Here is a 25954-nt window from a genome sequence, read left to right on the forward strand (position 1 = left end):
CGGGACTCGCCGGAAAACGGCAGCAGCGGATACGTTCAGCACATGGCCAAAACGGAGGAGTTCGGTGAAGAGATTGCGGATTTCGTCCGCCGCGTCGCCGAGTTGAAATCGGCACGCTCCGTACCGACGGACGATCTCGGTACGGTGCTCGACGCGGCGATCTTCGAACTCGACCATGTAGCGGACCAGTTGAAGCCGCTCTACGAACAGCTCGCCGCCGAGGGCCACCTGGGCGGCGGCTCACCCGACCGGGACGAGCACCGGCTGCTGCGGGCCATCTTCCAACGCCTCCCCCTGCCCGTCGCCCTGGTCGACCGCGAGTCGGTGGTCCGGCGGATGAACTTCGCGGCGACCGGCTTCACGGGCGTACGCGCGGGCTACGCCACCGGCAGACCGCTGACCGGATTCCTGCTGCACGCGGACCGGGTCGCGTTCCGCTCGCAGACAGCGGCGGTCGCACGCGGCGAGGGCGACCGCAGCCTCACCGTCCACCTCCAGCGCGATCCGCACCTCCCGGTCCGCGCGACGCTCACCGCGCTGCGGCCCGGCGCCGAGCCGCGCACGGCGGTCCTCGTGGTCCTGCAGCCGGGCACGCAGCCCACCGGGTCCCGCGCGACGCCGCAGGAGAGCTTCCGGGCCCCCCTACCCGACCTCGGCGAGGCGACGCGGCACGCGGCCCGGATGGACCTCGATGACGCCATGACCACCGCCCTGCTCACCGCTCCCACCGGGGACCGCGCGGCCGTCCTCGACCGGGCGGCCGGCGTCCTGCATCCGCGGTTCGCGGACTGGGTGATAGCCGATGAAGGGGCCGCGCAACAGCGGCGTACGACCGTACTCGGCCCGGAAGGCGCGCCGGTGGACGACCTGCTCGCGCAGTCCCCCGCCGCGTGCCCCCTCGTCGCCGAGGCGGCACGCGGCGGAGCGCCCATGCTGCAGGTGCGCCCGGAGGACCCGGACTCCTTCGGCCGGGATGCGTCCGGCGCCCCCGTCCTCGTACGCGCACAGGTGACGTCCCTGCTGTGCGTGCCGCTGAGGGGGCGGTCGGACGGTCCGGTGGAGGGTGTCCTCACGCTGTTCAGGAGCGGGGCGCGGCTCGCCTTCTCGATGGCCGAGGCGCAGGCGGTCGACGTGATGTCGCGGCACATCGCGCTGGCCATGACCCGTCGGGCGGGCCGCCGGACAGGACCTAGGCGGCGTCCTGCATGACCTGGTCGCGCAGGCGGTCGCAGCAGCGGCTGATCAGCCGCGAGACATGCATCTGGGAGATGCCGAGTTGCTCGGCTATCCGGCTCTGTGTCATGTCGCCGAAGAACCGCATGTAGAGGATGTCGCGTTCCCGCTCGGGCAGCGCGGCGATGCGCGGCTTGACGGCCTCGCGGTCGATGACCACGTCAAGCGCCGGGTCGGGCGCGCCGAGCGCGTCCCGCAGCGCGTACCCGTCCTCGCTGCCCGGCAGTTCGGCGTCCAGGGAGAGCGCGGTGAAGCTGTCGAGCGCCTCGAGTCCGGCGGCCGTGTCCTCCTCGGACAGCTGTGCCTTCTCGGCGATCTCGGCGAGGGTCGGCGCGCGTCCGGGGACGGTCTGGACCAGGTCCTGGCGGGCGAAGCGCACCCGGTTGCGCAAGTCCTGTACGCGGCGCGGGACATGGAGGGTCCACATGTGGTCACGGAAGTGGCGCTTGATCTCGCCGGTGACGGTCGGCACGGCATAGCTCTCGAAGGCGCTCCCGCGCTCGGGGTCGTAGCGGTCGACGGCCTTGACCAGGCCGAGGGCCGCGACCTGACGCAGGTCGTCCAGTGCTTCGCCGCGGTTGCGGAACCGGCCGGCGAGCCGCTCGGCCATCGGCAGCCAGGCTTTGACCAACTCCTGGCGCAACGCGTCGCGTTCGGGGCCGTGCGGCATTTCGGTGAGCCGCCGGAAGGCGGCCGCGGTGTCAGGGGCGTCGTCGTGCGGGTGGCGCTTCGTCTGTCGCGCGTCGGATCGCATGATGCGTCGCAACTCCCTTGAAGGTGCCTTGGGTTGAAGAGTCACCGTGGGGTGCGCGCGATGCCGCGACGGGGCACACCCGGGGCGAGCGCGAGCCGCTCCCACGGACGTGCCTCCGGTCCGAAGCACTGTCCACTTCGCCTGCCCCGAGGTCCGCGGGACAAACACGGGTACGCCGCCCGTGGGGCGCAAGGGCCGGGTCTCCCGGTTCTTCGTGGCAATCCCGCATGGAATGGCCTCACATGGGTACTGCGGCACAACCCCCGCTCACCCCACAGGAAGGGCTCCCACCATGGCTGTCGTCGTAAGGGACGTCATGACTCCGGGCGTCGTGGCGGTAGGCCCCGATGCCTCGCTGGTGGAAGCGGCACAGCTGATGCGCGCGCAGGACATCGGTCATGTCCTGGTGGCCACGGCCAGCCGCCTTGTCGGCGTGCTCACCGACCGGGACATCACGCTGCGGGCCGTCGCCGACGGCGCCGATCCCCTCACCGTCAGCGCGCAGGCCGTCTGCACCCCGAATCCGGTGATGGTCGCTCCGGACGACGCGGTGTCGTCGGCGGTCAGCCTGATGCTGGAGAACGCCGTGCGCAGGCTGCCCGTCGTCGAGAACGGACAGCCGGTGGGCATGGTGACGCTCACGGATCTCGCCTCGTCGGCCTGAGGCACTGAGGCGCTGAGGACTGAGGCACTGAGGCACTGAGGCGCGAAGTACCCAAGCACCGCAGCACCGAGGGCACGCCGCTCCGTCTCCGCCCCCGGCCGGGCGGGGTCCCGGCCCGGACCGGAGGGGCGGGTCCGGTTGCACGGGTGGTGCAGGGGGAGCGACCGGACCCGCGGCTCGGGCCCGGCCCGGCCTGGGGCCGAGCCGGATCATCCCCGGTGGTCCGTCACGGCCGCGCCCTCGGGGCGGGTTGTGGACCCATGGGCAGCGACCGGCCCAGCCGGTGACAGGTAAAACGATAAATCAGCTGCCCCGCGGTGACGATCCGCTGAGCGCGGCCACTGTCCGGATAACGCACGCCCGCGCCCCCGGCCCGCCCGCGCCCCCAACCGCCGTCCCCGGGTGATTACCTCCGCAGCGTCTGGGACGGCAACTCGCCGAACCGCGCGTGGTACTGCTCGGCGAACCTCCCCAGGTGACTGAAGCCCCACCGGTGGGCGACCTCGCTCACGCCGAGCTCACCGGGCTCCGCCGCCCGCAGTTCGTCGCGCACCCGGGCCAGCCGTACGTCCCGTACGTACGCCATGGGCGACATCCCGACGTAGCGGCGGAACGCCTCCTGGAGCCAGCGCACCCCGACCCGCGCCTCGGCCGCGAGCCCTACCGGGGTGAAGGGGTACTCGGGCCGCTCCTCGACGGCGTCCATCGCGCGTTTCACCGGCGCCGGACGCAACTTCTCCGCGGGCGAAGCGAGTTCGTCCCGATAGGGATGATCGACGGAGAGCAGCAGCCCGCTCAGGATCGCCTCCTGGAGGGGCGCGGCGATCAGCGGCGACGTGTACAGCGATGCCTGGGACTGCGCCGCTCCCAGGGGCTCGTTCAGGCCTTCGTTCAGACCCTCGTTCAGGCCATCGTTCAGATCCTCGATGACCGTCGTGACAAGGCGGGCCCAACTGCGGCCCGGACCACGGGTGGTGTCCAGTTCGGGGGCGAGGGTCAGCGGGGCGCGGACGGCACGGCCGAGGAGCTGCTCCAGGCGACGGTCGAGCGCCTCGCGGTCCATCTTCACCGCGAGGACCCGGCAGTCGCCGGTCCACCGCTCCACCACCGTGTCGCCGACGGGCTGGAACACCCCGGCCCGCTCCGCCGTCGCGACGGTGCCCGCGCCGCGGCCCTGCCGGAAGTGCATGCGCCCACCGAGCAGTATGTTCACGTGGTACGCGCCCAGTTCGCCCAGCCGCATCCGCACGTCGGCGCCACAGCTGAGCTCGCCGAGGGTGAGCGCGCCGAGCTGCCCGATGTCGAACTCGGCCCGGAACGTGCGCGGTCCGTCGATGACGTCCATGAAGTTGCTGTAGAACGTGGCACCGATCATCCGCCGTGCCTCGTCCACGTCCGCGGTCCTGAAGGACGTCCTCAGCGTCTGCGCACTCACGCGTGATTCACCCGCTCCCCCGACATCACTCGCGCTCCCCCGCGACTACACGCGGCGCCCCAGCAGACTCAGCAGCTTCGTCTGCACATCGGCGCCCTGCGGTGGTTCCACCGCGGGGGCGAAGAGCCCGGTCTTCGCCAAGTCCGCAGCGTACGGCGTGATTTCCCGTACGGAAAAGGCGACGAGGTCGCCCGGAAGTCTTTCGTCCGCGCCGATCGCCCGGGACAGGTCCCAGGCGTGCACGACGAGGTCGCTGATCATCTGCCCGCAGTAGAAGTCAGCCGCGGTGTCACCGAAGGAGAGGTGGACCGTGCGGTCGAGGGCGCCCGTCTCGCGGAACGCTTCCCGGGACGCGGCGGCGGCCGTGTCCCAGGAAGCGACCGGGTCCGGGCCCAGCATGTCGCCGTCGAAGGCGTCGCCGACGGAGTCGATGGTGGCGCCGTCACGCACGAGCGAGGGCACCCAGAGCTGCTCGGCGGTGAGGTGGTTGACGAGGTCGCTCACGGACCAGTCGGCGCACGGCGTCGGCGCGTCCCACTGATCGGCGCCGACCGCGTGCACCCGGTCGGTGAACAGTTCGAGGGCGGCCGAGTGCCGGGCAAGGAGCGGGTGGCCCGCCGGACCGGACGAATCCGCTGTGCCAGTGGTGTCTGCCATACCCGCCATTGTCCTCCTGGAGCCGGAAGGCGCTACCGCTTCCGGGGCCAGGAGGCACTACCACTTCGCGGACCAGGAGGCGCTACCGCTTGCGCTCCACCCGCCGCTCGTCCCACACCGGCTCGGGCGTCTCGCGTACGAGACCGTCGCTGCCGAAGACGAGATAGCGGTCGAAGGAGCGGGCGAACCAGCGGTCGTGCGTCACCGCGAGCACCGTTCCCTCGTACGCCTCAAGCCCCTCTTGGAGGGCCTCGGCCGATTCCAGGTCGAGGTTGTCGGTGGGCTCGTCGAGCAGCAGGGCGGTAGAGCCCTCAAGCTCCAGGAGCAGGATCTGGAAGCGCGCCTGCTGGCCGCCCGAGAGCCGCTCGAAGCGCTGCTCGGCCTGCCCGGTCAGCTCGTAGCGCCGAAGCCGCGACATGGCGGGCCCCTTGGCCTGGGCGTGCTCGCGCCACAGGATGTCGAGGAGCGTGCGGCCGAAGAGCTCCGGGTGGGCATGGGTCTGCGCGAAGTGGCCCGCCACGACGCGCGCCCCGAGCTTCCAGTCGCCGGTGTGCGCGACGTCGCCGCCGGCGAGGAGGCGCAGGAAGTGCGACTTGCCGGAGCCGTTCGAGCCGAGGACGGCGACCCGCTCGCCGTAGAAGACCTCGATGTCGAAGGGCTTCATCAGGCCGGTCAGCTCCAGGTCCTTGCAGGTGATGGCCCGGATGCCGGTCCGCCCGCCGTGCAGCCGCATCGTGATGTCCTGCTCGCGCGGCGGCTCGGGCGGCGGGCCGGCCTCCTCGAACTTCCGGAGCCGGGTCTGCGCGGCGGCGTACCGCGAGGCGAGCTCATGGCTGATCGAAGCCGCCTGGCGCAGGCTGAGCACGAGCTTCTTCAGCTGGGCGTGCTTCTCGTCCCAGCGCCTGCGCAGCTCCTCGAAGCGCGCGAACCGCTCGCGGCGCGCCTCGTGGAAGGTGGAGAAGCCGCCGCCGTGCACCCAGGCGTCGGCGCCCGCGGGGCCCGGCTCTACGCTGACGATCTTCTCGGCGGCGCGGGCGAGGAGCTCGCGGTCGTGCGACACGAAGAGGACGGTCTTGCGCGTCTCCTTGAGCCGCTCCTCCAGCCAGCGCTTTCCGGGGACGTCCAGATAGTTGTCCGGCTCGTCCAGGAGAAGGACCTCGTCGCCGCCGCGCAGCAGGGCTTCGAGCACGAGGCGCTTCTGCTCACCGCCGGAGAGGGTGCGGACCTCGCGGAACTGGGCCTTGTCGTACGGGATGCCGAGCGCGGCGGTGGTGCACATGTCCCAGAGCGTCTCCGCCTCGTAGCCGTGCGCCTCGGCCCAGTCCGAGAGCGCCTGGGCGTACTGGAGCTGGGCGGCCTCGTCGTCGACGGTCATGATCAGGTGCTCGGCGACGTCCACGGCCTTCGCGGTCTCGCGGATGCGGGGGTTCGACACGGAGACGAGCAGGTCGCGCACGGTCGTCTCGTCGCGCACCGATCCCACGAACTGCGGCATCACGCCGAGACCGCCGCTGACGGTGACGGTGCCGCCGTGCGGCTGGATCTCGCCCGAGATCAGGCGGAGCAGGGTGGTCTTGCCCGCGCCGTTCGCCCCGACGAGGGCGACGATGGCGCCCTCACCGACACGGAAGGAGACATCACCGAGCAGAGCTCGGCCGTCCGGCAGGTAGTACTCGATGTGCGCGGCTTCCAGATGTCCCATGCGGGGATTGTCCGTGGGGGGCGCTCGTTGCTGCAAATGCGTTTCAGCTGCCTGCTCCCGGGCCGTCGTCCACACCAACCGGGTGCCCACATAGTGATACGTGGGTCTCATCATGCGACATGGCAGCGTACCGTTCGATCCACCGCAACGAGCGGCAGCAAACGCGAAGGAGTTCCCGTCATGCCGGAGGAGACCGCCGTCTACACGCACGGACACCACGAGTCCGTGCTGCGCTCCCACACCTGGCGGACCGCCGCCAACTCGGCCGCCTACCTCATCGATTCGGTGAAGCCGCACATGCGGATCCTGGACATCGGCTGCGGCCCCGGCACCATCACCGCCGACCTGGCGGCACTCGTGCCCGACGGCCACGTCACGGGCGTCGACCACGCTCCCGACATCCTGGACCGCGCCCGTGCGACGGCGGCCGAACGGGGCCTGGAGAACGTGGAGTTCGCGGTCGCCGACGTGCACGCCCTGGACTACCCGGACGACTCCTTCTGCGTCGTCCACGCGCATCAGGTGCTGCAGCACGTCGGCGACCCGGTGCGGGCCCTGAGCGAGATGCGGCGTGTCTGCGCGCCGGGCGGCATCGTCGCCGCCCGCGACGCGGACTACGAGGCGATGACCTGGTACCCGAACTCCCCCGCCATGGACGACTGGCTGGACCTGTACCGGCGGGTGGCCCGCGCCAACGGCGGCGAGCCGGACGCGGGGCGCAGACTCAAGTCCTGGGCCCTGGAGGCCGGTTTCGACGACGTCACCGCGAGCGCGAGCACCTGGTGTTACAGCTCGACCGATGAGCGGGCGTGGTGGAGCGGACTCTGGGCGGACCGTACGGTCGCGTCCAGCTATGCGGGGGTCGCCGTCGAGGGCGGGCACGCCGAGACCGGCGAGCTGGCGGCGATCGCCGACGCGTGGCGGGCGTGGGGAGAGCGGGAGGACGGCTGGTTCGCCGTACTGCACGGAGAGATCCTCTGCCGGAAATGACGCGTCACGCCGCGTGCCGGTACCTCGCGCGCTGTCGCGCCGTATCACTCACCTGTGCTCGATTCGCTGCGTGGACACGGCAGTTGGGGATACCCGGAGCAGCAGGAGGTAACACACTATGGTTCCCGTTCTGCTCGTCCTGCTGCTGATCCTGCTTCTCTTCGGCGCGGGGTTCGCCGTGAAGATCCTCTGGTGGATCGCCATCGCCGTGCTCGTGCTCTGGCTGATCGGATTCCTGAAGCGCGGCACGACGTCCTCCGGGTCGAGGTCCCGCTGGTACCGGTGGTAGCCGGACGTCCCGTCCTGTCGTCCTGCCCTGTCCCGGAGCCCGCGGGCCTCAGCCCGCGGGCTCGGACGGGCCCGGGTCCACGAAGCTGTACGGCGGCAGCGGGCCGCGCACCCGCAGGTCCAAGTGAGGCTGGTCGGCGCGTAGTTCGGCGACCGCGGAGAGGAAGCCCACGGCCGCGTCGCGGTGCACGAGGAAGGAGAGGTCGGCCAGCCAGCCCGTCCCCGCGGCTCCCGCGTGGACCGCTTCGGTGGTCGACTCCAGCGCGCGCCGCAGTTGGTCGGCGTCGCTCGCCTCGCGCGCCCGCACCATCGCGGCGACCTTCTCGCCGAGCCGCAGTTTCTGCTCGTGACTTCCGCCTCCGGCGAGCTGGTTGGCCTCGACCAAGGCGCGCAGTTCCGGGTTCTCGGCGAGGACCTGGTGCAGGACGGCGCGCTCGTTGTGGGAGGCCTTCACGTTGTACTCGACCCTGCTGTCCAGGGCACGCAGCCGCTCGGCGAAGTGGTCGGCCCGTTCCGCGAGGACCGTCAGGACCGCATCGTCGTCGGGCGCGACGCTGCCGAAGCGCATCGGGAGCACGGCGCCCCACACGGCGCCCGCCTCGGACAGGACGTTCTGGTGCGCGAGCAGATCGCGCTCCTTGGGCCTCAGGTCTCCGGGAGCGTCGCTGACCAGCGCGGCGAGCGGACCGCGCCGCACGATCCGGACGGGACGGGGCGGCTCACCGATGCCGTGCGTGCCGGTCACGCGGTCCACACCGTCCGCGCCTGGCGTGGCGTCCCCGCTTCCGACGATGCCGTAGATGTACGTGCTCACCGCTCCCTCTCCTCACCTCTCACATCGCGCGCGGAGTCCGGGTGACCCCGCGCACGACGGCCAAACCTCAGCCGTGCAGGGCCCGCAGCTTGCGCCGTGCAGGGCCCAGGGCGCGCCCCGAGCGCAGGAGGCCCGCCCAGGGGTCGGTGCGGGCCTGCTCGACGGCGTCCTCGATGGTCCAGCGACGGGCGCCGAGCGCCGGGTCGTCGATGTCGTCCCAGGCGACGGGCACGGCCACCGGCGCGCCGGGCTTGGCCCGCACCGAGAAGGGCGCGACGGCGGTCTGCGCGTACGCGTTGCGCTGCACGTCGAGGTAGAGACGGTCGCCGCGGTCCTTCTTGCGGGCGGCGGTGGTGAACCGCTCCGGGTGGGCCTGGACGAGGGCGTCGGCGACGTCCTTGGCGAAGTCGCGTACGTCGTCGAAGTCGTGGCGGCCGTTGAGCGGCACGATGACGTGCAGTCCGCGCGAGCCCGTGGTCATCAGGGCGGACGGCAGTCCTATGTGGTCCAGCACTTCACCCAGGAGACGCGCCGCCTCGCGTACGGGGCCGAAGTCGTCCTTGGCCGGATCGAGGTCGAAGACGAGCCGGTCGGGATGGGTGACGCCGGCCCCGCCGACGCGGGACGTCCAGCGGTGCAGCGTGAGGCAGGCCTGGTCGGCGAGGTAGAGGAGGGTGGCGGTGTCGTCGCACACGGTGTGCGTGACGGTGCCGCCCTCCTTGGCGACCTCGGCACGGGTGATCCACTCCGGGTAGTGGTCGGGGGTGTCCTTCTGCATGAAGCGGGGTCCGTCGACGCCGTCCGGGTGCCGCTCCAGCATCAGGGGGCGACCGCGCAGGTGGGGCAGCATGAACGGGGCGACGGCACGGTAGTAGTCGGCGAGGTCCCCTTTCGTGTAGCGCGCGCCGCCGCTCCCCTTGTCGTCGCCGCCGCCGGAGTCGCCGAAGGCCGGGAAGAGCACCTTGTCGGGCCGGTGCAGTCGTACGGTGCGGCGTCCCGCCCGCAGGGTTCGTGCGCTGGTCATGTGGGGTTCCTTTCATGCTGCGTAGGGGTGCTGACAACACCTGAAGACGGGGGCCGGCGGGCGTGCCGCGGGCCGCGTGCGCCGGAAGGATTCAGGGAGACGGTTCAGGGTGGACCGGAGTGAGCGAGGCACACCATGGCGAACGGAACGCAGCGGCATCCCGGGCACCCGGAGCCCTCCGAGAGCGCGGCGCGCCCCGGAGGCCGACGCCCTTTCCCTTCCTCCCGGTCGAGCGGCGGTGTGCCCTCCGCTCCCCCGCCCGTCGACGCCGCCTTCGCGCTCTGGATCACCGCGGTCGTGGCGGGCTTCTTCGAGATGGTGCTGATGGTCGGCGGGATGGTGTCCGACGGCGACGCGTCCGCCGGGGAGATCGCGGGCGGCCTGTTGCTGCGGATGACCGTCTTCTCGGCGGCCGTGCTGGTCGCCGTACAGATGCGTCGCGGGAAGAACTGGGCCCGTCTGACGCTGGCCGTGGGTCTCGGTGTCTTCGGCACGCTCTCCCTGGTGATCGAGCCCGTCCGGTGGCTGGCCGACGGGCACTCGCCGGGCGACGCCTTCCGGGATCCGGGGGCGGTGGACGTCCTGTTCGGCGCGAGTCGCGTGCTGCATCTGAGCGCGGTGCTCGTGGCGATGGTCCTGATGTTCCGGCCCACGGCCAACGCCTGGTTCAAGGCGCGGGTCACGGAACCGAAGAGGCATTGACCGGCCTCACCGCACGACCGCCTGCTCCACGAGCAGCCGGGCCGCCGCCGCGATGGACTCGGCGTCGATGCCCGCCGCGTGCAACTGCTCGGCGGGGGACGCCGAGCCGGGCATCGTGTTCACCGCGAGCCGCACCAGGCGCGGCACCGGGCCTCCGTCACTGAAGGCCTCGACGACGGCGTCGCCGATGCCGCCCTCCGGCCGGTGGTCCTCGACGGTCAGCAGACAGCCGGTGCGTTCGGCGGCCTCGCGCAGAGTGGCGCGGTCGACGGGCTTGACCGAGTACAGGTCGACGACCCGCACCTGGATGCCCTCGCGGGCCAGGAACTCGGCGGCTGTCAGCGCCTCATGGACGGTCACGCCCGCCGCGACCAGCGTGAGCCGGTCGGCGTCGGACGAGCGCGGGACCTTGGAGCCGCCGACGGGGAACTCTTCGCCGGGCCCGTAGATGACGGGCGTGTCCCCCCGTGACGTACGCAGGTACCGCACGCCGTCCAGGCCCGCCATCTGCGCGACGAGCTTCCCCGTCTGGTGGGCGTCGCAGGGATACAGGACCGTCGAGCCGTGTACGGCGCGGAACATCGCCAGGTCTTCGAGGCCCATCTGGGAAGGACCGTCCTGGCCGATGGCGACGCCCGCGTGGGAGCCGACGAGGCTGATGCCCGCGCCGCTGACCGCCGCCATGCGGACGAAGTCGTGGGCGCGAGTGAGGAAAGCGGCGAACGTCGAGGCGTACGGGATCCAGCCGCGGGCCGCCAACCCTACGGCGGCGGCGACGAGTTGCTGCTCGGCGATGTAGCACTCGAAGAAGCGGTCGGGGTGTTCTTTGGCGAAGTACTCGGTCCGCGTGGAGTCGCCGACCTCTCCGTCGAGGGCCACGATGTCGCCGCGCGCGGTGCCGAGCGCGGCGAGCGCCTGGCCGTACGCGGTGCGGGTGGCGACCCGGTCGCCCACCTCGTGGCGCGGCAGCTCCAGATGGCCGCTGCGCGTCGCGCGCAGCGCCCGCGCCGCTGCGGGCTTTCGCACCTCGACGCGCACGTCGTGCACACCGCCCAGCTCCTCGATCGCCGCTGCCGACTCCGGCAGCGGTTTGCCGTGCATCCCCTCGCGGTCCTCGACGGCGGCGACGCCCTTGCCCTTGACGGTACGGGCGAGGATGGCGGTGGGCTGCCGGGGGGTGGAGCGTGCCTCCTGGAAGGCGAGGTCGACCGCGTCCAGGTCATGGCCGTCGACCTCGACGACGTGCCAGCCGAAGGCGGCGAGCCGGCGGGCGTAGGCCTTGAGGTCCCAGGCGTGGCGGGTGGGGCCGCGCTGCCCCAGGCGGTTGACGTCGACGATGGCCGTCAGGTTGTCCAGGTGCTCGTACCCCGCGTGCTCGACGGCCTCCCACACCGAGCCCTCCGCGAGCTCGCTGTCCCCGCACAGCACCCAGACCCGGTAGGGGATCCGGTCGAGCCGCTTGCCCGAGAGCGCCATGCCGACGCCGACGGGAAGGCCTTGTCCGAGGGACCCGGTGGCGGTCTCGACCCACGGGATGCGGCGCGGTGTCGGGTGCCCTTCGAGGCGGCTGCCCTGCGTGCGGAAGGTCAGCAGCTCGCTGTCGGTGACGGCCCCCGCCGCCTTGTAGGCCGCGTAGAGGAGGGGCGATGCGTGGCCCTTGGAGAGGATGAAGCGGTCGTTGCCGGGGTGGTCGGGCCGGTCGAAGTCGTACTGCAGATGGCGCCCCAGGAGCACCGCCATCACGTCGGCGGCGGACATCGACGAGGTGGGGTGACCGGAGCCCGCGGCATCCGCGGCCCGGACGGAGTCGACCCGCAACTGCCGTGCGAGCGGGGCGAGTTCGATTGCGGTCATGGCGGGGCCCTCCTTGGGTTCGTGTTCGGTTCCGGCGGTCCGCCGGTCGCGTCGGCCATCGGCACGCGCGACCTGTCTACGACCCTGGCACGCGGGACCTCTCGATTGCCCCGGCGAACCGCCGCCAAACTCCGCCGTACTCCACCGCACTTCGGGGCCCGGACCGGCACAGGCACCGTTTGCCCGCCGGGCTTCGGGATACCCGTCCGCTGACGCCGCCGCAGGTGCGGGGCGTGAGCCGACACCACACCGCACCCCGGCCCCCCACCCCCGCACGTGATCCTGGACGGTCCCGATGAAGGACGCAGTGCTCATCGAAAGCCCCGCCCTGTCCGCCTACGTGGTCCCCGCGGACGCCCCCGAGGCGGACGGCACCCTCGCGTGGGAGAGCACGACCATCGTGCTCGTCGAGATCACCGCGGGCGACGCCACGGGAACGGGCTGGACCTACGCGCCCGCGTCCACCGTGGCGCTGATCGCCGAGCAGTTGGCACCGGCCATCACCGGCCTCGACGCGCTCGACATCCCCGCGGCGCACGCGGCGATGACCAAGTCGATCCGCGACACCGGCCGCCCCGGCGCCGCGTCGTGCGCCGTCTCGGCGATCGACATCGCCCTGTGGGACCTGAAGGCCCGCCTCCTGGAGGTCCCGCTCGTACGCCTCCTGGGCGCGGCCCGCGACGAGGTCCCCGTCTATGGGAGCGGGGGCTTCACGACGTATCACGACACGCATCTGGCGGCCCAGCTGAACGGCTGGGTGCACGGGCAGGGCATACCCCGCGTCAAGATCAAGGTCGGTGAGGCCTGGGGGCGTGCGGCGGCCCGCGACGTGCTGCGGGTGCGCACCGCGCGGGGCGTCGTCGGCCCGCAGGCCGAGTTGTACGTCGACGCGAGCGGCGGCTACAACCGCAAGCAGGCGATCCGGGTGGGCCGGGCGCTCGCCGAGCACGGGGTGGGCTGGTTCGAGGAGCCGGTGCCGTCGGACGACCTGCGGGGGCTCGCGCTGGTGCGGGACGCGCTGGTGTGCGACGTGGCGGCCGGTGCGTACGGCTACGACCTCTCGTACTTCGCGCGAATGGTCCCCGCCGTGGACTGCCTCCAGTTGGATGCGACGCGCTGCGGCGGCCTGACCGAGTGGCTGCGAGCCGCGGCCCTCGCGCAGGCGCACGGCATCGAGGTCTCGGCCCGCTGCGCCCCGCACGCGCATGCCGCGGTCGCCGCCTGCGTACCGAATCTGCGGCACATCGAGTGGCTGCACGACCATGTGCGGGTCGAGTCGATGTTCTTCGACGGCGCCCTCGACCCGACGGGCGGCGTCGTCCGCCCCTACGGCGGTGTCGGCCACGGCCTGGAGCTGCGACGCACGGAGGAAGTCGAGGAGTATCGGGTCGCGTGAGGGCGCGCCGGGCGGCCACGCCCGGCTCGTGCGCACGACGGAAGCGCTGCTCATCGGGGTACGCGTGGTGACGGACGGGCGGCGGATCGAGGACATCGCGGCGGATGTGGTGGCCGCCACGGGGTGGAACCCCCGGAAGTCGCCGGAAACGATCTCGCGGGCGGGCCGGGCCAACTAGGCTCGCCCGTATGGAGATCCTGGGAGCCACGCTGCGAATCTGCGTCGAGGACCTGGAGTCCTCGGTCGCCTTCTACGAACGCCTCGCGGGGGGGTCCCGCGCAGCGCTTCGAGCGTGAGGGCGTATCGGTCGCGGCGGTCGGCTGCTTTCTGTTGATGAGCGGGCCCGAGCGGGAACTCGAGATCCTCCGGAAGGTCTCGGCGACGATCGCGGTACCGGACGTCGACGAGGCGTACAACGTCCTGAACGCGTCCGGCGCCCGAGTCATCGCGGGCCCCGTGCCGACGCCGGTGGGCCGCAACCTGATCGCGGTGCACCCGGACGGCACGGTCTTCGAGTACGCGGACCGGCGCCCCGCGACCTGACCGGTCTGCCCGTATCCTCCACGGCAGGCAGGCCGAACGGAGGACGGTGCACGTGGCGGGCAGTACGGCGGACGGTACGGAGCGGGTGTCGCTGAGCGCCCAGGCGCGCGAAGCCGTCCGGCAGCGCATCGTGGACCGCCGCTATCCGCTGGGCGCGCGCCTCGTGGAGCGCGAGGTCGCCGAGGAGCTGCGGATGTCGCGGGTCCCCGTGCGGGAGGCGATGCGCGCGCTGGTGGCCGAGGGGCTGCTCGAACTCCTGCCGCACAGCGGGGTGCGGGTGCGCCGCCTGGAACGTTCCGACGTGCGGCATTTGTACGAGGTGTGGGAGCCGCTCGCGGTCCAGGCGTCCCGGCTCTCCGCGCGCCGGGTGGCGGCCGAGGCACCGGACGAGCCGCCGGGGCTCGCCGCGCTGCGGGCCACGCTCGACCAGGCCGAGTGGGCGTCGGACGTGGACGACGGGCCGCGCGAGGTCGCCGCGCACACGGCGTTCCACGAGGGCATCGTGTCCCTCTCCGGCAATCCCCTCCTGGCGCGCACGATGGAGCAGTTGAGCTGGCAGCTCCAGCTCCTGTTCGGCATGCGCGCCGAGCCCGACCACATGCGGGCCCAGCACGACCTGATCTACCGCCAGATCGCGGCGGGCGACGAGGAGACGGCGGCGGCGAGCACGCTGCTGCACGTGCGGGACAGCCAGGCGGTCGCGCTGCGGTCACTCTTCGAGGAGAACGGCCCCTAGCTGCCACTAGCGGCGCCCGTAGCGGCCACTAGGAGCACGTTCTGTATACCAACACCCTTCACCCTTACCGCCCCCTTGAGCAATCACCTGCCTAAATCTGCACATTTCCTCGCCCCTCCTTGCGGCCCACTCCAGCTTGGTATACAAACTGCGGACGCGACCCCTCCGCAACACGTCCTGGAGCAGCCCCATGTGCGTCGAGTCCATCCCGCCTCCGTCATCCCGGCTCACCAGGCGAGGAGTCCTCGCGGGTGCCGCGGCGCTCGCCGGGACCACGGCCGCGCTGACGGCCACCACCGCATCGCAGGCGAACGCCGCCGGTCGCGAGGGACGGCAGACCGGTGGTGATCTGGTCATCGAGGGCGGCACCCTCCTCGACCCCGCGACCGGAGAGGTGACCGAGGACGCGGTGGTCGTCATCGTGGACGGCGTCGTCCGCGCGGCGGGCAGGCGTGGGCGGACCGAGGTGCCCGAAGGGGCTCAGGTACTCGACGCACACGGGCGCTGGATCCTGCCGGGGCTCGTCGACGCGCACATCCACCTCAACACCGCGGCCGAGGCACGCGACGCGGTGCTGCTCGGCGCGACCAGCGCCCGCAGCGGATCGACCAACTTCTACCAGGACATCGCCGTACGGGAGCTGGCCCGCCAGGCCCCGAAGCAGGCGCCCAGGCTGCGCGCCGCCGGTGTCTTCGTCACGCCCGACCTGGGCGACACGATCCTCGCCGACCCGGATCTGACCCCGCTGGCCAGGCTCCATGACGGCGTGCGCTCGCCCGAGGCGCTGCGCCGCGTCGTCGAGGTCAACCTCGCCCGTGGCGCCGACGTCATCAAGACCCGGGTCAACGAGCGGGCGGGCCTGCCCGAGCAGGACCCGCTGGCCCAGGTATACGACCGCGAGCAGCTGTCCGCCGTGGTCACGGCGGCCCGGCGCGGCGGCAAGGGCGTGCTCTGCCACAGCTACAGCGAGAAGGGCTGCCATGACGCCGTCATGGCAGGCATCCGTTCGCTGGAGCACGGCGCCTTCGTCGGCGAGCGCACGCTGCACGAGATGCGGCGCAGGGGCACGTACTTCACGCCCACCCTCACCGCGATCGCCGGGCTCGCCGAGTCGTCGGACCCCGTGCTCGCCGAGCGCGGCCGGCAGTACCTGCCGGTCCTGAAGCGGGCCGTGCTCGCCGCGCACGACCTCGGTGTACCGCTGGCGGCGGGCACGGACTCCTCCGGCGGCAAGATCAAGCCCATCGGCCGCGAGGTGGAGTTGATGCGCGCGGCGGGTCTCTCCGCCCTCGACTCCCTCCGCACGGCCACCACCGGCGCCGCGAAGTTGCTCGGCATCGAGCGCACGGCGGGCCGTCTCGCACGCGGTTTCGCCGGGGACGCGCTCCTCCTGGACGGCGACCCGCTCGGCGACGTGACGGCCCTCAAGAAGCCCGTACGCGTGGTCCGTTCGGGCTTCGCGCTCTGAACTCCCTCGAGTCCCCCGCCCCTCCCGGCAGTCATCCCCCGTACCCCACCCTGAAGGAGATCCCCATGACGCCTCTCTCCCGTCGCGGCGTGCTCGGCGCCGCCGCCGCGTTCGCCGGCACCGGTGCCGCCATGGCGGCCGGCTCCCCGGCCACCGCCTCGTCCCGCGGCGGCGGCCGCCACCCCAAGGCCGTGGTGTTCCGCGACGTCCGGCCCTTCGGCGCGAAGGCCCCCGTAGACCTCACGGTGATCGACGGCCGGATCACGGACGGCAAGGCACCCAAGGGCGCCGAGGTGATCGACGGCGGGGGACGCGTCGCGCTGCCCTCGCTCGTGGACGCCCACATCCACCCGGACAAGACGACGTGGGGCGGCTCCTGGGTGACGCGGAAGCCGGCGAGCGGCATCGCCGACTACTGCGCGCAGGACGTGGAGCTGTTCAAGAGCCAGGCCCGGCCGGTGGGCGAGCGCGCGTACGGCTTGATGGCGCACGCCGTGACCCGCGGCACCCGCGCGATGCGCGCCCATGTGGACGTGGCGCCCGCCTACGACCTGGCCGGCGTCGAGGGCGTGAACGCGGCCCGCGAACGGCTGGGGCACGCGCTCGACGTGCAGATCGTGGCGTTCCCGCAGCACGGCGTGATCCGGTCCCCCGGCACCGCCGAACTCCTGGAGGAGGCGGCCCGTTCCGGCAGCATCGACCTGATCGGCGGCATCGACCCGATCAGCTTCGACAACGCGATGGACGAGCAGCTCGACCTGGTCTTCGACCTCGCCGACCGGCACGGGGTCGGCGTGGACATCCACCTGCACGACCGCGACGAGAAGGGTACGAAGGTGCTGCGGGCCATCATCGACCGCACCCGCGCGCTCTCCCTGCGCGGCAAGGTCACGGTCAGCCACGTCTTCTGCCTGCCGAATCTGTCCGACACCGCACTGGGCGCGATGGCGGCCGACTTGGGCGAGCAGGACATCTCGCTGACCACGGTGGCGCCGAACGAGTCGCTGGTCCTGCCGATCGCGAAGCTCCGTGAGCACGGGGTGCGGGTCGGGCTCGGCTCGGACGGGGTGCGCGACGCGTGGAGCCCGTTCGGCAACGCCGACATGCTGCACCGTGCGCACATCCTGGGCTGGGTCACTGATGTCCGCCTCGACGAGGAGCTGGCCGACTGCTACGACGTGGGCGCACACGGCGGCGCCGACGTGATGGGCCTGGACCACGCGGACCTGAAGCCCGGCGCCCCCGCCGACTTCATCCTCGTCCGCGGCGAAGGCGTACAGCAGGCCCTGGTGGACATGCCACAGCGGGACATGGTGGTCCACGGCGGCCACGTCGTCGCCCGGAACGGCGAGTTGGCCTAGAACAAGCCTCCTTGGGGGCGGCTGCCCCGCCCCCAAGGAACCTTCAATCCTCCGAAGCGGCCCGATCCGCCCGCATCCGGAAGTCGTAGCGGGCGGGCAGTTCCTCGTCGGTCGTCGCGTGCCACAGCTCGCCGAGCACCTCCGCGCCCTCGCGCAGGTCGGCCACCTCGAAGCCCTCGTCGAATATCGCCCTCGCCGCGGCCTTCTCCCCCTCCGCAAGGAGAAGTTGGACCTCCACGAGACGGAAGCGGCCCTCCGCCCGCGTCGCCGGGCTCAGGCGGTCCCACACCCCGCGCGCCACCGACTGCCGCCCGGCGGCGAGCAGGACCCCTATCGCCTCCCTGCCGAGCGCGGCGCTCACGGCCGTCCACCGGGAGCCGTCGTCGCGACGCTCCTGGCACAGGTCGTCGAAGGCTTCCGCGTACCGGTCGGCAGCGCGCTCGATGTGGCCGGAGTCCTGGTCGGCGACCGCGAGGCACCGCAGCAACGGCCAGCGCGAGGGGGCGAGTTCGAGGCCGCGCTCCCAGCTGCGCACCGCCTGTGCCAGATCCCCCGCGTGCCACTGCGCCACGCCCAGGTGATACTCGGCCACCGGCCGCGCGGGCGCCGTCTCCAGCATGTCCCGCCAGTGCGGGGTGACCAGGGTCGGCCCCGGCGGAGCCACCCGGCGCGGCTCGGGGACCGCGCCGGAGCGCAACAGCTCGAGCCACGGCTCCTGTTCGGGGCCAAGCGTGGACTCCGCGAACGGCGTACCCGGCAACTTGTGGTCCGCGCGCAGGACTTCGAGCGCACCCCACCCGGACCCGGTGGCGAGAACCTCTCCCGGCTCGGTGTCGGCGCACGGCCGCCACGCGTCGTACGCCTCCTCCACCGCACCCCGCGGCAGCGCGTCCGCGAGCCGCGCCTGCGCCTCATCGCGCGCGGCCCGCCAGTCGCCGCCGTGGACGAGGCCTGGCTCCGCCGACAGCGGTCCGTACGACTCCAGCCACATGAACTCGCTCTCGGCGTCCAGGCGTACGTGCTCCAGCTGCGTCCGCGCGAGGCCCGCCTGGATCTCCGCGTACCCGCCGGTGCCCGGATCCGTCAGCCACTCCTGCCAGCGCTGCCCGCCCGCACCCGTGCCCCACACGAAGAGCTTGCGGCCACGCAACAGGTCGGTCGACGTCTGGACGAGGCCGTGCCCGTCCTCGTCGAGCGCTGCTATCCAGCGGCGCGCCCGGTCCGGTACGTCGTAGAAGTAGTCCGCCGCGTACTCGCTGCGCGTCGGATACGTCCGGTCCACCCCGTCGGTCTCGGGCACCGGCACCCGGCGCAGACCGCCCGCGTACCCGAAGTGCCAGGCCTCGTCGGCCGGGGCGAGGACCCTGCGCTCCTGCGGCACCGCGATGTTGGACCACCAGTAGACCGGCACGGCCTTCTCGTGCGGATTGCGGATCCGGACGCCGACGTGGAGGAAGTCGGAGCCTTCGGGCAGCCACAGGTCCACCTGGAAGGGCACGTCCCGCAGCCGCTCCCACTCCCAGAGCCGCAACATCTCGCCGCCGTCGGGCGCCGTCACGCGCGCGGCGTGCAGCGGCGCACAGGACAGCGTCGTATGGCCGGTGGCGCCGATGTTCCACTCGATGCCGCCGGAGAACCAGGCGCCGTTGAGCGCGAACGCGGCGGGCTGCAACACCGGGTTGCGGTACAGGAGTTCACGGCCGGTCGGCTTGTGGAAGAGGGAGTGGACACGGCCGCCGAAGCCCGGCAGGACGGTGGCGCGGAGCCGGTCGTTCTCGATGACCAGCGTGTCGAGCGTCGTGTCGGTCCGCTCGCGTCCGTACCCGTCGAGCACCCGCGTCGGCAACACGCCGCGCAGCGGCTCGTAACCGAGCTGCCGCGCCATGTCGCGCGGCAGTCCGTCTCTTCCGCGCTCGTCCATCGTGTGCACTTCACGGAGCGGCCGCAGCGGCGGCAGGGGGTTCTCGGGGCCCAACGGGGCGGCGGGCAGCGTCAGTACGTCACGTCGCACGGTGGTCGTCACGATCACCATGGAACACGGTCGACGCCGTCCCGACCAGGGGCTATCCCGGTCAGGATTGTGCAAAGGCGCGCGTCACCCGCTGATCCGTCGCGGTCAGCGCCCATCGTTCGTGGTCGCGCCACGCCCCGTCGATCCAGAGGAAGTCCGGCGAGAAGCCCTCGAGCCGGAAGCCGCAGCGCCGGGCGAGCGCGATCGAAGCGGTGTTGCCGGGCTGGACGTTGATCTCCAGGCGGTGCAGCTTCAGAACGTCGAAGGCGTACCGCGTGACGAGTCCGATGCCCTCGCTCATCAGGCCCCGGCCCGCCGCGTGCGCGAAGGCGCCGTATCCCAGCGCACCGCACCGGAAGGCGCCCGCGACGATGTTGTTGATGTTGATGAACCCGGCGATGGCGCCGCCGGCCTCACGCTCGCAGACCAGGAGCCCGGCCTTGGCCCGGTCCTCGATGAACGCGCCCGCGTAAGCGGCGTATGCCTCGTCCGTGACGGGCGGGAAGAGCCAGGGGCGGTGCAGCTCCCGGCTCTCCCTCGCGCGTGCGGTGAACTCGGGGCCATCGGCGTAGGTGAAGGGCCGTATGCCTACGCGGGGTCCCTCGGCGAGGTGGACAGTCCTGCCGAAGCTGCTGTCGGTGCTGTCGGTGCTGTCGGACATCCGGTCACGCTAGCCGCCCCCTAGGCCGGGCAGCGCTCCGCCTTCTTCACGACGCCGATGGTGACCCGCTGCCCGTTCAGCTCCTTGCCCGGTGCCGGGGACTGGGTGCAGACCTTCCAGCTGGGCGGCCACAGCACGTGCCTGCGGTAGCCGCTCAGGTCGTTCACGTCCACGCTGGTGCGGTAGTCCAGGTTCGAGAAGACGCGGACCAGGCCCTTGCCCCGGAAGTCCGGCATCGGGGGGCCGGCCGCCGCCGCGACCGTGACGGTCATGGCCCCCGTCGCGAGCGCGACGCCCGCGACGACTCCCGCGCGCCGCAGCCGGGCCCTCACTTGCGCCTCCGGATGAAGTAGGCCCCGCACAGCGCGCCGATCAGGCCGGTGCCGAGGAGCGCCACCCACAGCGGCATGGTCACTTCGGGGATCAGCAGTCTGATCTTCGTGTGGTGGGTGTTCTCGAAGATGAAGACCAGGGTGAGGACGGTGACCACGAGGACGACGATCCTGCCGGGCGTCATGACGCCACCGCCGCCGCCCGAGCTGCCCTTGGAGCCGCCCGAGGAAGTGCTGGGACTCATACGTGGGACCTTCCGTCGGAGCTTCGACCGGCCTCCCCCGGTGACCAGCATGGACAGCTGGGCCGGGTTTGCGCGCGGTGGATGCCCCGCCGGGGTGGGGGTCTGGTCCGTACGAGTGAGCCCCCGCGGCAGCGGAAAGCGGCGCCGACGGCCCCTCAGCGGACGACGGGCAGCTCGATCACCCCGGTGTCCTCGGGCGCGCTGGTGACGGTCACCGGCTTCACACCCCTGTTGCCCCCGTACGCTCCGTCGCTGGCCGCCACCACGAACCGCAGCTTGTGCCCCGCCTCGTACCGGTGCACGATCCCCGGCAGCGACACGGTGAACGGCTTCGTCACGTCCGGCACCCGCACGGGTGCCACGAGCCGGTGCACGAGTGTCTTCGTGCCATCGGGCGCGATGTCGTACAGCTTGGCGAAGAGGACCAGCTTGTCGGCCGCGTCGCCGGAGTCCTGCACCCGCTCGGTCCTGGGCGACACGACCTTGAGGGTGACCTTCGCGGAGCCCACCATGTCCATGGCCGCGGTCATCGGCTCGCTCGTCCAGTCGAGGTAGGTGCCCTTGGTGTCGCGGGGCGCCCGGTCAGGCAGGCCGATCAGGCCCGCGAGGGAGCTCTCGGAGTGGCTGGTGGGGATCAGCCAGTTCCGGTACTCGCGGCTGCCGCGCGCGACCTTCTTGCGGTCGTCGACGAGTTTGCCGTCACCGGACAGGTAGAGCTTCTGGCTCAGGGCGGGCGGCTTCGCGGCGGTCGCGTACGAGCCGTTGGGTCCACTGTCGGTGGGGACCCAGTCCTGGTAGTAGGCGAAGGCGGGCCCGGTGTCGACGCCCTTCTTCCGGTGGAGGTAGCGGTCGAACCACGCGAGGATGCGCTTGCCGACGTAGCTCGACTCCAAGTTACCCTCGGAGAGGTTGAGTTCACCGGACGCGGGATCGGTGACGCCGCCGCTGTGGCCCGCCGACTGCCAGATCATCTTCGTCGTGGTGCCCTGCGCCTTGAGCGTCTCGTACGTCGCCTGCGCCTCGTTGAGGTTGAAGAGGCTGTCGGCCTGGCCCTGGATGAGGAGCGTCGGCGCCTTGACCCGCGGCAGGTACGAGACGGGCGAGACGCTGCGCGCGTACTCCTGGAGGGCCTCGGTCCTGTCGGCGGGGTAGCGGCCCGAGTTGAGCGTGCGGATCGTCTCGCAGGCCTTCGTGACGAAGTGCAGGCAGGTGAGGGAGTTGATGCGGGAGGGATCGAGGCTCGGCTCGAGGAGCGGCTGGCCCTCGCCGATGAGGTAGAAGCCGTTCATCCACTGCCACTTGGAGGCGCCGGGGACGCTCCGGTCGGCGGCGTTGTTCGGGTTGAGCGAGTAGCTCAGGTCGTTCCAGGTGACCATCGGCACGAGGGCGTCGACCCGGCGGTCCACGGCGGCCGTCGCCATCTGGATCGCCCCGCCGTAGGAGCCGCCGATCATGCCGACACGTGGATCCGCACCGGCGTCCTTGGTGACGTAGCCGATCGTCGTGCCGTCGTCGGCCGCGCGCTTCCCGGCGAGGAAGTCGACGAGCCCGGAGGCCGCCTTGCCGTCGGTCTTCGGGTCGTCGAGGGAGATCAGGCAGCCCGACTTGCCGAAGCCGAGGCCGGAGTAGACGAGCCCCACGTAGCCGCGCTCGGCGAAGGCCTTGCCGGTGGCCGCCGTCCCGCCGTCCGACTTGCTGCCGCCGAAGCCGTTGGTGGTGAGGACGGCGGGCGCGGGGTGTGCGGCGTCCACTCCGGCGGGGCGGTAGAGGTCGGCGTCGACGGTGCAGGTCCTGCCGCCCGCTTCGACCGTGAACTTCAGCGGGGTGACCGTGAATTGACCGGTGGCGCTCGCGGGCGCGGGTGCCACGAACGCCAGGGGCGCGGCCAGCGCGGCGCCGACGGCGAGGGCGAGCGGCGCGCGGGGGCGGGAGACGGCACGACGGGATGCGGTACGACGGGACACGAGACCTCCACGCTGAGGACAGCCGACTACCGACCGGTAAGTATCCGGTCAGGGTCATGCTGTGACACGTGTCAGGTTCGGGTCAACGTTCGTGACAGGAGTTTCTCGCCGGGAATTGACGGGGATTCAGTACGCGGTCGGGACCGCGCGGCAGCGCGTCACCACGCCGGCGCAGGCGCCCCCACGGCACTGCGTCGTCACGACAGCGCGGGCACGTCCAGCGTCAACGTCCCTTGGTCGGCGTCCAGTTCACCGGCCACCCCGAACGGCACCGTCAGGGCCCCGTCGCAGTGCCCGAACCCGAACTCCTCGACGACCGGCACCCCGAGCCCGCCGAGCCGGTCGAGCAGCAGCGCCCGCACCGTGTCGTACGGATCGCAGTCCACCCAGGAGCCGAGCGCGACACCGCTCACCCCCTCCAGTCGGCCCGCGCGGGCGAGTTGGGTGAGATAGCGGTCGAGGCGGTACGTCTCCTCGCCGATGTCCTCGAGGAACAGCAGCCCGCCCCGCGCCGACGTGCGCACCCCGGGGGCGCCGATGTCCGCGGCGAGCAGGCTGAGGCAGCCGCCGAGCGTGACGCCCCGAGCGCGGCCGGGCACGAGCGCGGCGCCGTCCGACACGATCACCTGGACCTGCTCCGGCGCGAGGAGCGTGGCCCTCAAGTGCTCCTGCGCGCGGGGGTTCTTGAGGAAGTCGAGGGCGGCGACCATCGGACCGTGCAGCGTCGCAAGACCCATCCGCGCGGCGAACGCCTCGTGCAGCGTGGTGATGTCGCTGTAGCCGACGAACACCTTCGGGCCCGCCGCCCGCATCGCCGTCCAGTCGAGCAACTCGACCATCCGCGCCGTGCCGTAGCCGCCGCGCGCGCAGAGCACCGCGGAGACGGAAGGGTCGCACCACGCCTCCTGGAGGTCACGGGCGCGGTCCGCGTCCGTGCCCGCGAGGTAGTCGAACCGCTCGTGCCGGTCCAGGACATGAGGGGCGACGACCGGTTCCAGGTCCCAGCCCCGCAGGATGTCGAGGCCCGCCTGGAGCCGGTCGTCCGGAAGGGGGCCACTGGGCGCGACGACGGCGACCCGTGCGCCGGGAGTCAGGCGGGCGGGACGCGTCAGGGGATTCACTTGGCGAGCTCCAGGGTGGGCGTCGTGCCGGCCAGGTTCAGGCGGAACACCTGGGCGTACAGGGAGAGTTCGGCCTCCAGGGCGCGGATCAGCGTGTCCGCGCGCCGGAACCCGTGCCCCTCCCCCTCGAAGGCGATGTAGGCGTGCGGCACGCCGCGCCCCTCGAGCTCGGAGACGAACCGCTCGGCCTGTTCGGGCGGACAGATCACGTCGTCGAGCCCCTGGAGCAGCAGGAAGGGCACGCTGACCCGGTCGGCGTGCTCCGCGGGCGAGCGCTCCACGTACCGCGTCGGCACCTCGTCGAACGGCCCGATCATCGAGTCCAGATACCGCGACTCGAAGTCGTGCGTCCCGCCGGCACCCCACTCCGTGAGGTCGAGGACCGGGTAAATGATCGTGCCGCAGGCGTACACATCCGTCGTGGTCAGCGAGGCGGCCGTGGTCCAGCCGCCCGCGCTGCCGCCGCGGATCGCGAGGCGGTCGCGGTCGGCGGTGCCCTCGTCGGCCAGGGCGAGGGCGACGGCCGCGCAGTCCTCGACGTCGACGATGCCCCACTGTTCGCGCAGGCGGTTGCGGTAGGCGCGGCCGTAGCCGGTCGAGCCGCCGTAGTTGACCTCGGCGACGCCGATGCCGCGCGAGGTGAAGTAGGCGATCTCCAGGTCGAGTACGAGCGGGGAGCGGCCGGTGGGGCCGCCGTGCACCCACACCACGTACGGCGGGAGTTCGTCGTCGGCGGCGACGCGGGTCGGGTGGTGCGGGGGGTAGACGTGCGCGTGGATCTCGCGGCCCGCCGGGCCGCTGAAGGTGCGGATGCGCGGCTCGGGGTAGTACGCGGTGTCCACCGGGTCGTCGTGCGCGGCGCCGATCACGCGGGCGCGGCCGGTGCTGGTGTCCAGCTCCACGACCTCGTACGCGCTGCGGGGGCTCGCCGCGACACCGACCGCGCGTGTGCCGTTCACCGCGACGGTCGCCGACCACTCCGTCCAGGGGCCCGCAGCGTCGACGACTTCGCCGGTCTCCGGGTCGAGCACGCCGAGCGCCGTGGCGCCCTTGCCGTGCACGACGGCGATCAGGCCGCTGTCCAGGGGCGCGAACCAGCCGAAGCCGACCCCCCACAGGGGCCCGCCGAACTCTTCCTCGCGCGGACAGACCGGCACTCCCGACGTCCCGCCGTCGGAGGCGTCACCGCGGTAGAGGTTCCACCATCCCGTGCGGTCGCTCACGAACAGCAGCCGCCCGTCGGGCGCCCACTCCACCTGCGCGATGGACTCCTCCGGGCCGCCCGCGAACACCCGCGGCGCGCCGAACGTGCCGTCCTCGCGGACCTCGGCGACAAGAAGCTCCGTGCCGTCCCACGGCATCCGGGGGTGGTCCCAGGCGATCCACGCCACGCGGGAGCCGTCCGGCGACTGCCGGGGCCCGGTGATGAACCGGTGCCGGTCGTCGGAGAGTTCACGCACCGCGGCGCGGTCACCGGCCGCCGAGCCGTCGAGCGGCACGGCGACGGCGATCCGCCGCACGTCGGTCGGCGCCTGCCCGGTGAACTCCTCCAGGACGCACCAGACCTCGCCCCGGTCCAGGTGCACGCACGGGTCGACGTACCGCAAGCCGCCGCCCACGCCGGAGAGCGGGGTCAGCGGGCGCGGCACGGCTCCGGGGGTGTCGGGCTCGTACCCGTACAGACGCTGGTCCGAGAAGTCGGCGAACACCACCAGCGGCCCGTCCGGCCCCACGGCCCCGGCCCAGGCACGCCCCCCGTACTCCATGACCCGGCTGCGCACGTTCCACGGCTCGGGCAGCACGGACTCCTCCGTGCCGTCCGGACGCCGCCGCACCAGCGCGCGCCTGCCGCCCTCGGCCGGCCTCGGCTCGGTCCACCACGCCTCGTCCCCGACGAAGCCCACATGGGCCGGAGAGCCGTCGTGGGCGGCGGCGAGTGCCGCGTCGATGGGTGATGGCCATGATCCGTAAGCCTGGGTCTCCATCATGTCCTTCTCTT

The 25954-nt window shown here is 72.2% G+C and carries 24 protein-coding genes and 1 pseudogene; 11 read left to right on the top strand and 14 right to left on the bottom strand.

The window, feature by feature from the left end; all coding sequences use genetic code 11:
• The first annotated feature begins 42 nt into the window (after nucleotides 1-42).
• A complete protein-coding gene (locus tag AC5P1C_RS20460; RefSeq protein ID WP_493867312.1) occupies nucleotides 43-1209 on the top strand; it encodes a PAS domain-containing protein in 1167 nt (388 codons plus the stop codon).
• Here the strand turns inward: AC5P1C_RS20460 and AC5P1C_RS20465 are convergent.
• Nucleotides 1190-1987, bottom strand: coding sequence for an RNA polymerase sigma factor SigF (locus tag AC5P1C_RS20465; RefSeq protein WP_493867313.1), 798 nt, complete (start codon nucleotides 1985-1987; stop codon nucleotides 1190-1192). The genes AC5P1C_RS20460 and AC5P1C_RS20465 overlap by 20 nt on opposite strands.
• A gap of 292 nt (nucleotides 1988-2279) precedes the next feature.
• On the opposite strand from AC5P1C_RS20465, the gene AC5P1C_RS20470 reads away from it, so the two are divergent.
• Nucleotides 2280-2651: a CBS domain-containing protein gene (locus AC5P1C_RS20470; protein ID WP_493867314.1), complete on the top strand. Its 372-nt coding sequence runs from the start codon at nucleotides 2280-2282 to the stop codon at nucleotides 2649-2651.
• A 406-nt stretch (nucleotides 2652-3057) separates the two neighbouring features.
• Here the strand turns inward: AC5P1C_RS20470 and AC5P1C_RS20475 are convergent, their stop codons facing one another.
• The 3 genes from AC5P1C_RS20475 to AC5P1C_RS20485 all read right to left on the bottom strand — a co-directional run bounded on the left by AC5P1C_RS20475 (nucleotide 3058) and on the right by AC5P1C_RS20485 (nucleotide 6445).
• Nucleotides 3058-4086: an AraC family transcriptional regulator gene (locus AC5P1C_RS20475; RefSeq protein WP_493867315.1), complete on the bottom strand. Its 1029-nt coding sequence runs from the start codon at nucleotides 4084-4086 to the stop codon at nucleotides 3058-3060.
• A gap of 45 nt (nucleotides 4087-4131) precedes the next feature.
• The gene (locus tag AC5P1C_RS20480) at nucleotides 4132-4743 is read right to left on the bottom strand and encodes a TIGR03086 family metal-binding protein (RefSeq protein WP_493867316.1); all 612 of its coding nucleotides are present in this window, start codon (nucleotides 4741-4743) and stop codon (nucleotides 4132-4134) included.
• A gap of 82 nt (nucleotides 4744-4825) precedes the next feature.
• The gene (locus tag AC5P1C_RS20485) at nucleotides 4826-6445 is read right to left on the bottom strand and encodes an ABC-F family ATP-binding cassette domain-containing protein (protein ID WP_493867317.1); all 1620 of its coding nucleotides are present in this window, start codon (nucleotides 6443-6445) and stop codon (nucleotides 4826-4828) included.
• A gap of 180 nt (nucleotides 6446-6625) precedes the next feature.
• Between AC5P1C_RS20485 and AC5P1C_RS20490 the strand changes: the two genes are divergently transcribed.
• A complete protein-coding gene (locus tag AC5P1C_RS20490) occupies nucleotides 6626-7435 on the top strand; it encodes a class I SAM-dependent methyltransferase (RefSeq protein ID WP_493867318.1) in 810 nt (269 codons plus the stop codon).
• A 118-nt stretch (nucleotides 7436-7553) separates the two neighbouring features.
• Nucleotides 7554-7724, top strand: coding sequence for a hydrophobic protein (locus AC5P1C_RS20495; protein ID WP_493867319.1), 171 nt, complete (start codon nucleotides 7554-7556; stop codon nucleotides 7722-7724).
• Between the two features lie 48 nt (nucleotides 7725-7772).
• Here the strand turns inward: AC5P1C_RS20495 and AC5P1C_RS20500 are convergent, their stop codons facing one another.
• Together AC5P1C_RS20500 and ligD are read right to left on the bottom strand one after the other, a co-directional pair.
• Complete coding sequence (locus AC5P1C_RS20500) at nucleotides 7773-8537, bottom strand: GvpL/GvpF family gas vesicle protein (protein WP_493867320.1); 765 nt, start codon at nucleotides 8535-8537, stop codon at nucleotides 7773-7775.
• A gap of 67 nt (nucleotides 8538-8604) precedes the next feature.
• Complete coding sequence (gene ligD, locus AC5P1C_RS20505) at nucleotides 8605-9561, bottom strand: non-homologous end-joining DNA ligase (RefSeq protein ID WP_493867321.1); 957 nt, start codon at nucleotides 9559-9561, stop codon at nucleotides 8605-8607.
• A gap of 240 nt (nucleotides 9562-9801) precedes the next feature.
• Between ligD and AC5P1C_RS20510 the strand changes: the two genes are divergently transcribed.
• On the top strand, nucleotides 9802-10263 hold the full coding sequence (locus tag AC5P1C_RS20510; protein WP_493867322.1) for a hypothetical protein: 462 nt from the start codon (nucleotides 9802-9804) through the stop codon (nucleotides 10261-10263).
• A gap of 6 nt (nucleotides 10264-10269) precedes the next feature.
• On the opposite strand, the gene AC5P1C_RS20515 is transcribed toward AC5P1C_RS20510, so the two are convergent.
• Nucleotides 10270-12117 (bottom strand): transketolase, encoded by a 1848-nt coding sequence (locus AC5P1C_RS20515; protein WP_493867323.1) that lies wholly within the window; start codon nucleotides 12115-12117, stop codon nucleotides 10270-10272.
• 295 nt (nucleotides 12118-12412) lie between these two features.
• Here AC5P1C_RS20515 and AC5P1C_RS20520 point away from each other — a divergent pair, with 295 nt between their 5' ends.
• The 6 genes and pseudogenes from AC5P1C_RS20520 to AC5P1C_RS20545 all read left to right on the top strand — a co-directional run bounded on the left by AC5P1C_RS20520 (nucleotide 12413) and on the right by AC5P1C_RS20545 (nucleotide 17621).
• Entirely contained in the window at nucleotides 12413-13513 is a 1101-nt protein-coding gene (locus tag AC5P1C_RS20520; protein ID WP_493867324.1) for an enolase C-terminal domain-like protein, read from the top strand.
• A gap of 28 nt (nucleotides 13514-13541) precedes the next feature.
• Entirely contained in the window at nucleotides 13542-13691 is a 150-nt protein-coding gene (locus AC5P1C_RS20525) for a hypothetical protein (RefSeq protein ID WP_493867325.1), read from the top strand.
• Between the two features lie 10 nt (nucleotides 13692-13701).
• Nucleotides 13702-14056: pseudogene (locus AC5P1C_RS20530) on the top strand (VOC family protein).
• 52 nt (nucleotides 14057-14108) lie between these two features.
• Complete coding sequence (locus tag AC5P1C_RS20535; protein ID WP_493867326.1) at nucleotides 14109-14792, top strand: GntR family transcriptional regulator; 684 nt, start codon at nucleotides 14109-14111, stop codon at nucleotides 14790-14792.
• A gap of 190 nt (nucleotides 14793-14982) precedes the next feature.
• Nucleotides 14983-16260 carry an amidohydrolase family protein gene (locus tag AC5P1C_RS20540; protein WP_493867327.1) on the top strand — a complete coding sequence of 426 codons (1278 nt, stop codon included), beginning with the start codon at nucleotides 14983-14985 and terminating at the stop codon, nucleotides 16258-16260.
• A gap of 65 nt (nucleotides 16261-16325) precedes the next feature.
• Nucleotides 16326-17621 carry an amidohydrolase gene (locus tag AC5P1C_RS20545; protein ID WP_493867328.1) on the top strand — a complete coding sequence of 432 codons (1296 nt, stop codon included), beginning with the start codon at nucleotides 16326-16328 and terminating at the stop codon, nucleotides 17619-17621.
• Between the two features lie 43 nt (nucleotides 17622-17664).
• On the opposite strand, the gene AC5P1C_RS20550 is transcribed toward AC5P1C_RS20545, so the two are convergent.
• The 7 genes from AC5P1C_RS20550 to AC5P1C_RS20580 all read right to left on the bottom strand — a co-directional run bounded on the left by AC5P1C_RS20550 (nucleotide 17665) and on the right by AC5P1C_RS20580 (nucleotide 25940).
• A complete protein-coding gene (locus AC5P1C_RS20550) occupies nucleotides 17665-19653 on the bottom strand; it encodes a DUF5107 domain-containing protein (RefSeq protein WP_493867329.1) in 1989 nt (662 codons plus the stop codon).
• A 40-nt stretch (nucleotides 19654-19693) separates the two neighbouring features.
• Nucleotides 19694-20293 carry a GNAT family N-acetyltransferase gene (locus tag AC5P1C_RS20555; RefSeq protein ID WP_493867330.1) on the bottom strand — a complete coding sequence of 200 codons (600 nt, stop codon included), beginning with the start codon at nucleotides 20291-20293 and terminating at the stop codon, nucleotides 19694-19696.
• Nucleotides 20294-20313: 20 nt separating this feature from the next.
• Entirely contained in the window at nucleotides 20314-20625 is a 312-nt protein-coding gene (locus AC5P1C_RS20560) for a hypothetical protein (RefSeq protein WP_493867331.1), read from the bottom strand.
• Entirely contained in the window at nucleotides 20622-20870 is a 249-nt protein-coding gene (locus AC5P1C_RS20565) for a LapA family protein (protein ID WP_493867332.1), read from the bottom strand. Before AC5P1C_RS20565 ends, AC5P1C_RS20560 begins: the two co-directional genes overlap by 4 nt.
• 155 nt (nucleotides 20871-21025) lie before the next feature.
• The gene (locus AC5P1C_RS20570; protein WP_493867333.1) at nucleotides 21026-22834 is read right to left on the bottom strand and encodes an alpha/beta fold hydrolase; all 1809 of its coding nucleotides are present in this window, start codon (nucleotides 22832-22834) and stop codon (nucleotides 21026-21028) included.
• 197 nt (nucleotides 22835-23031) lie between these two features.
• Nucleotides 23032-23955 carry a S66 peptidase family protein gene (locus AC5P1C_RS20575; RefSeq protein WP_493867334.1) on the bottom strand — a complete coding sequence of 308 codons (924 nt, stop codon included), beginning with the start codon at nucleotides 23953-23955 and terminating at the stop codon, nucleotides 23032-23034.
• Complete coding sequence (locus AC5P1C_RS20580; protein ID WP_493867482.1) at nucleotides 23952-25940, bottom strand: S9 family peptidase; 1989 nt, start codon at nucleotides 25938-25940, stop codon at nucleotides 23952-23954. Before AC5P1C_RS20580 ends, AC5P1C_RS20575 begins: the two co-directional genes overlap by 4 nt.
• Nucleotides 25941-25954: the final 14 nt, after the last annotated feature.

The sequence above is a fragment of the Streptomyces sp. A18 genome (genome assembly GCF_059026065.1).

What these genes read in the sequence shown, in the direction of transcription:
- AC5P1C_RS20465 (WP_493867313.1), bottom strand. Translation starts at nt 1,987, where the DNA reads ATGCGATCCGACGCGCGACAGACGAAGCGCCACCCGCACGACGACGCC.
- AC5P1C_RS20540 (WP_493867327.1), top strand. Translation starts at nt 14,983, where the DNA reads ATGTGCGTCGAGTCCATCCCGCCTCCGTCATCCCGGCTCACCAGGCGA.
- AC5P1C_RS20470 (WP_493867314.1), top strand. Translation starts at nt 2,280, where the DNA reads ATGGCTGTCGTCGTAAGGGACGTCATGACTCCGGGCGTCGTGGCGGTA.
- AC5P1C_RS20495 (WP_493867319.1), top strand. Translation starts at nt 7,554, where the DNA reads ATGGTTCCCGTTCTGCTCGTCCTGCTGCTGATCCTGCTTCTCTTCGGC.
- AC5P1C_RS20520 (WP_493867324.1), top strand. Translation starts at nt 12,413, where the DNA reads ATGAAGGACGCAGTGCTCATCGAAAGCCCCGCCCTGTCCGCCTACGTG.
- AC5P1C_RS20565 (WP_493867332.1), bottom strand. Translation starts at nt 20,870, where the DNA reads ATGAGTCCCAGCACTTCCTCGGGCGGCTCCAAGGGCAGCTCGGGCGGC.
- AC5P1C_RS20515 (WP_493867323.1), bottom strand. Translation starts at nt 12,117, where the DNA reads ATGACCGCAATCGAACTCGCCCCGCTCGCACGGCAGTTGCGGGTCGAC.
- AC5P1C_RS20485 (WP_493867317.1), bottom strand. Translation starts at nt 6,445, where the DNA reads ATGGGACATCTGGAAGCCGCGCACATCGAGTACTACCTGCCGGACGGC.
- ligD (WP_493867321.1), bottom strand. Translation starts at nt 9,561, where the DNA reads ATGACCAGCGCACGAACCCTGCGGGCGGGACGCCGCACCGTACGACTG.
- AC5P1C_RS20545 (WP_493867328.1), top strand. Translation starts at nt 16,326, where the DNA reads ATGACGCCTCTCTCCCGTCGCGGCGTGCTCGGCGCCGCCGCCGCGTTC.
- AC5P1C_RS20555 (WP_493867330.1), bottom strand. Translation starts at nt 20,293, where the DNA reads ATGTCCGACAGCACCGACAGCACCGACAGCAGCTTCGGCAGGACTGTC.
- AC5P1C_RS20460 (WP_493867312.1), top strand. Translation starts at nt 43, where the DNA reads ATGGCCAAAACGGAGGAGTTCGGTGAAGAGATTGCGGATTTCGTCCGC.
- AC5P1C_RS20550 (WP_493867329.1), bottom strand. Translation starts at nt 19,653, where the DNA reads ATGGTGATCGTGACGACCACCGTGCGACGTGACGTACTGACGCTGCCC.
- AC5P1C_RS20490 (WP_493867318.1), top strand. Translation starts at nt 6,626, where the DNA reads ATGCCGGAGGAGACCGCCGTCTACACGCACGGACACCACGAGTCCGTG.
- AC5P1C_RS20480 (WP_493867316.1), bottom strand. Translation starts at nt 4,743, where the DNA reads ATGGCAGACACCACTGGCACAGCGGATTCGTCCGGTCCGGCGGGCCAC.
- AC5P1C_RS20580 (WP_493867482.1), bottom strand. Translation starts at nt 25,940, where the DNA reads ATGGAGACCCAGGCTTACGGATCATGGCCATCACCCATCGACGCGGCA.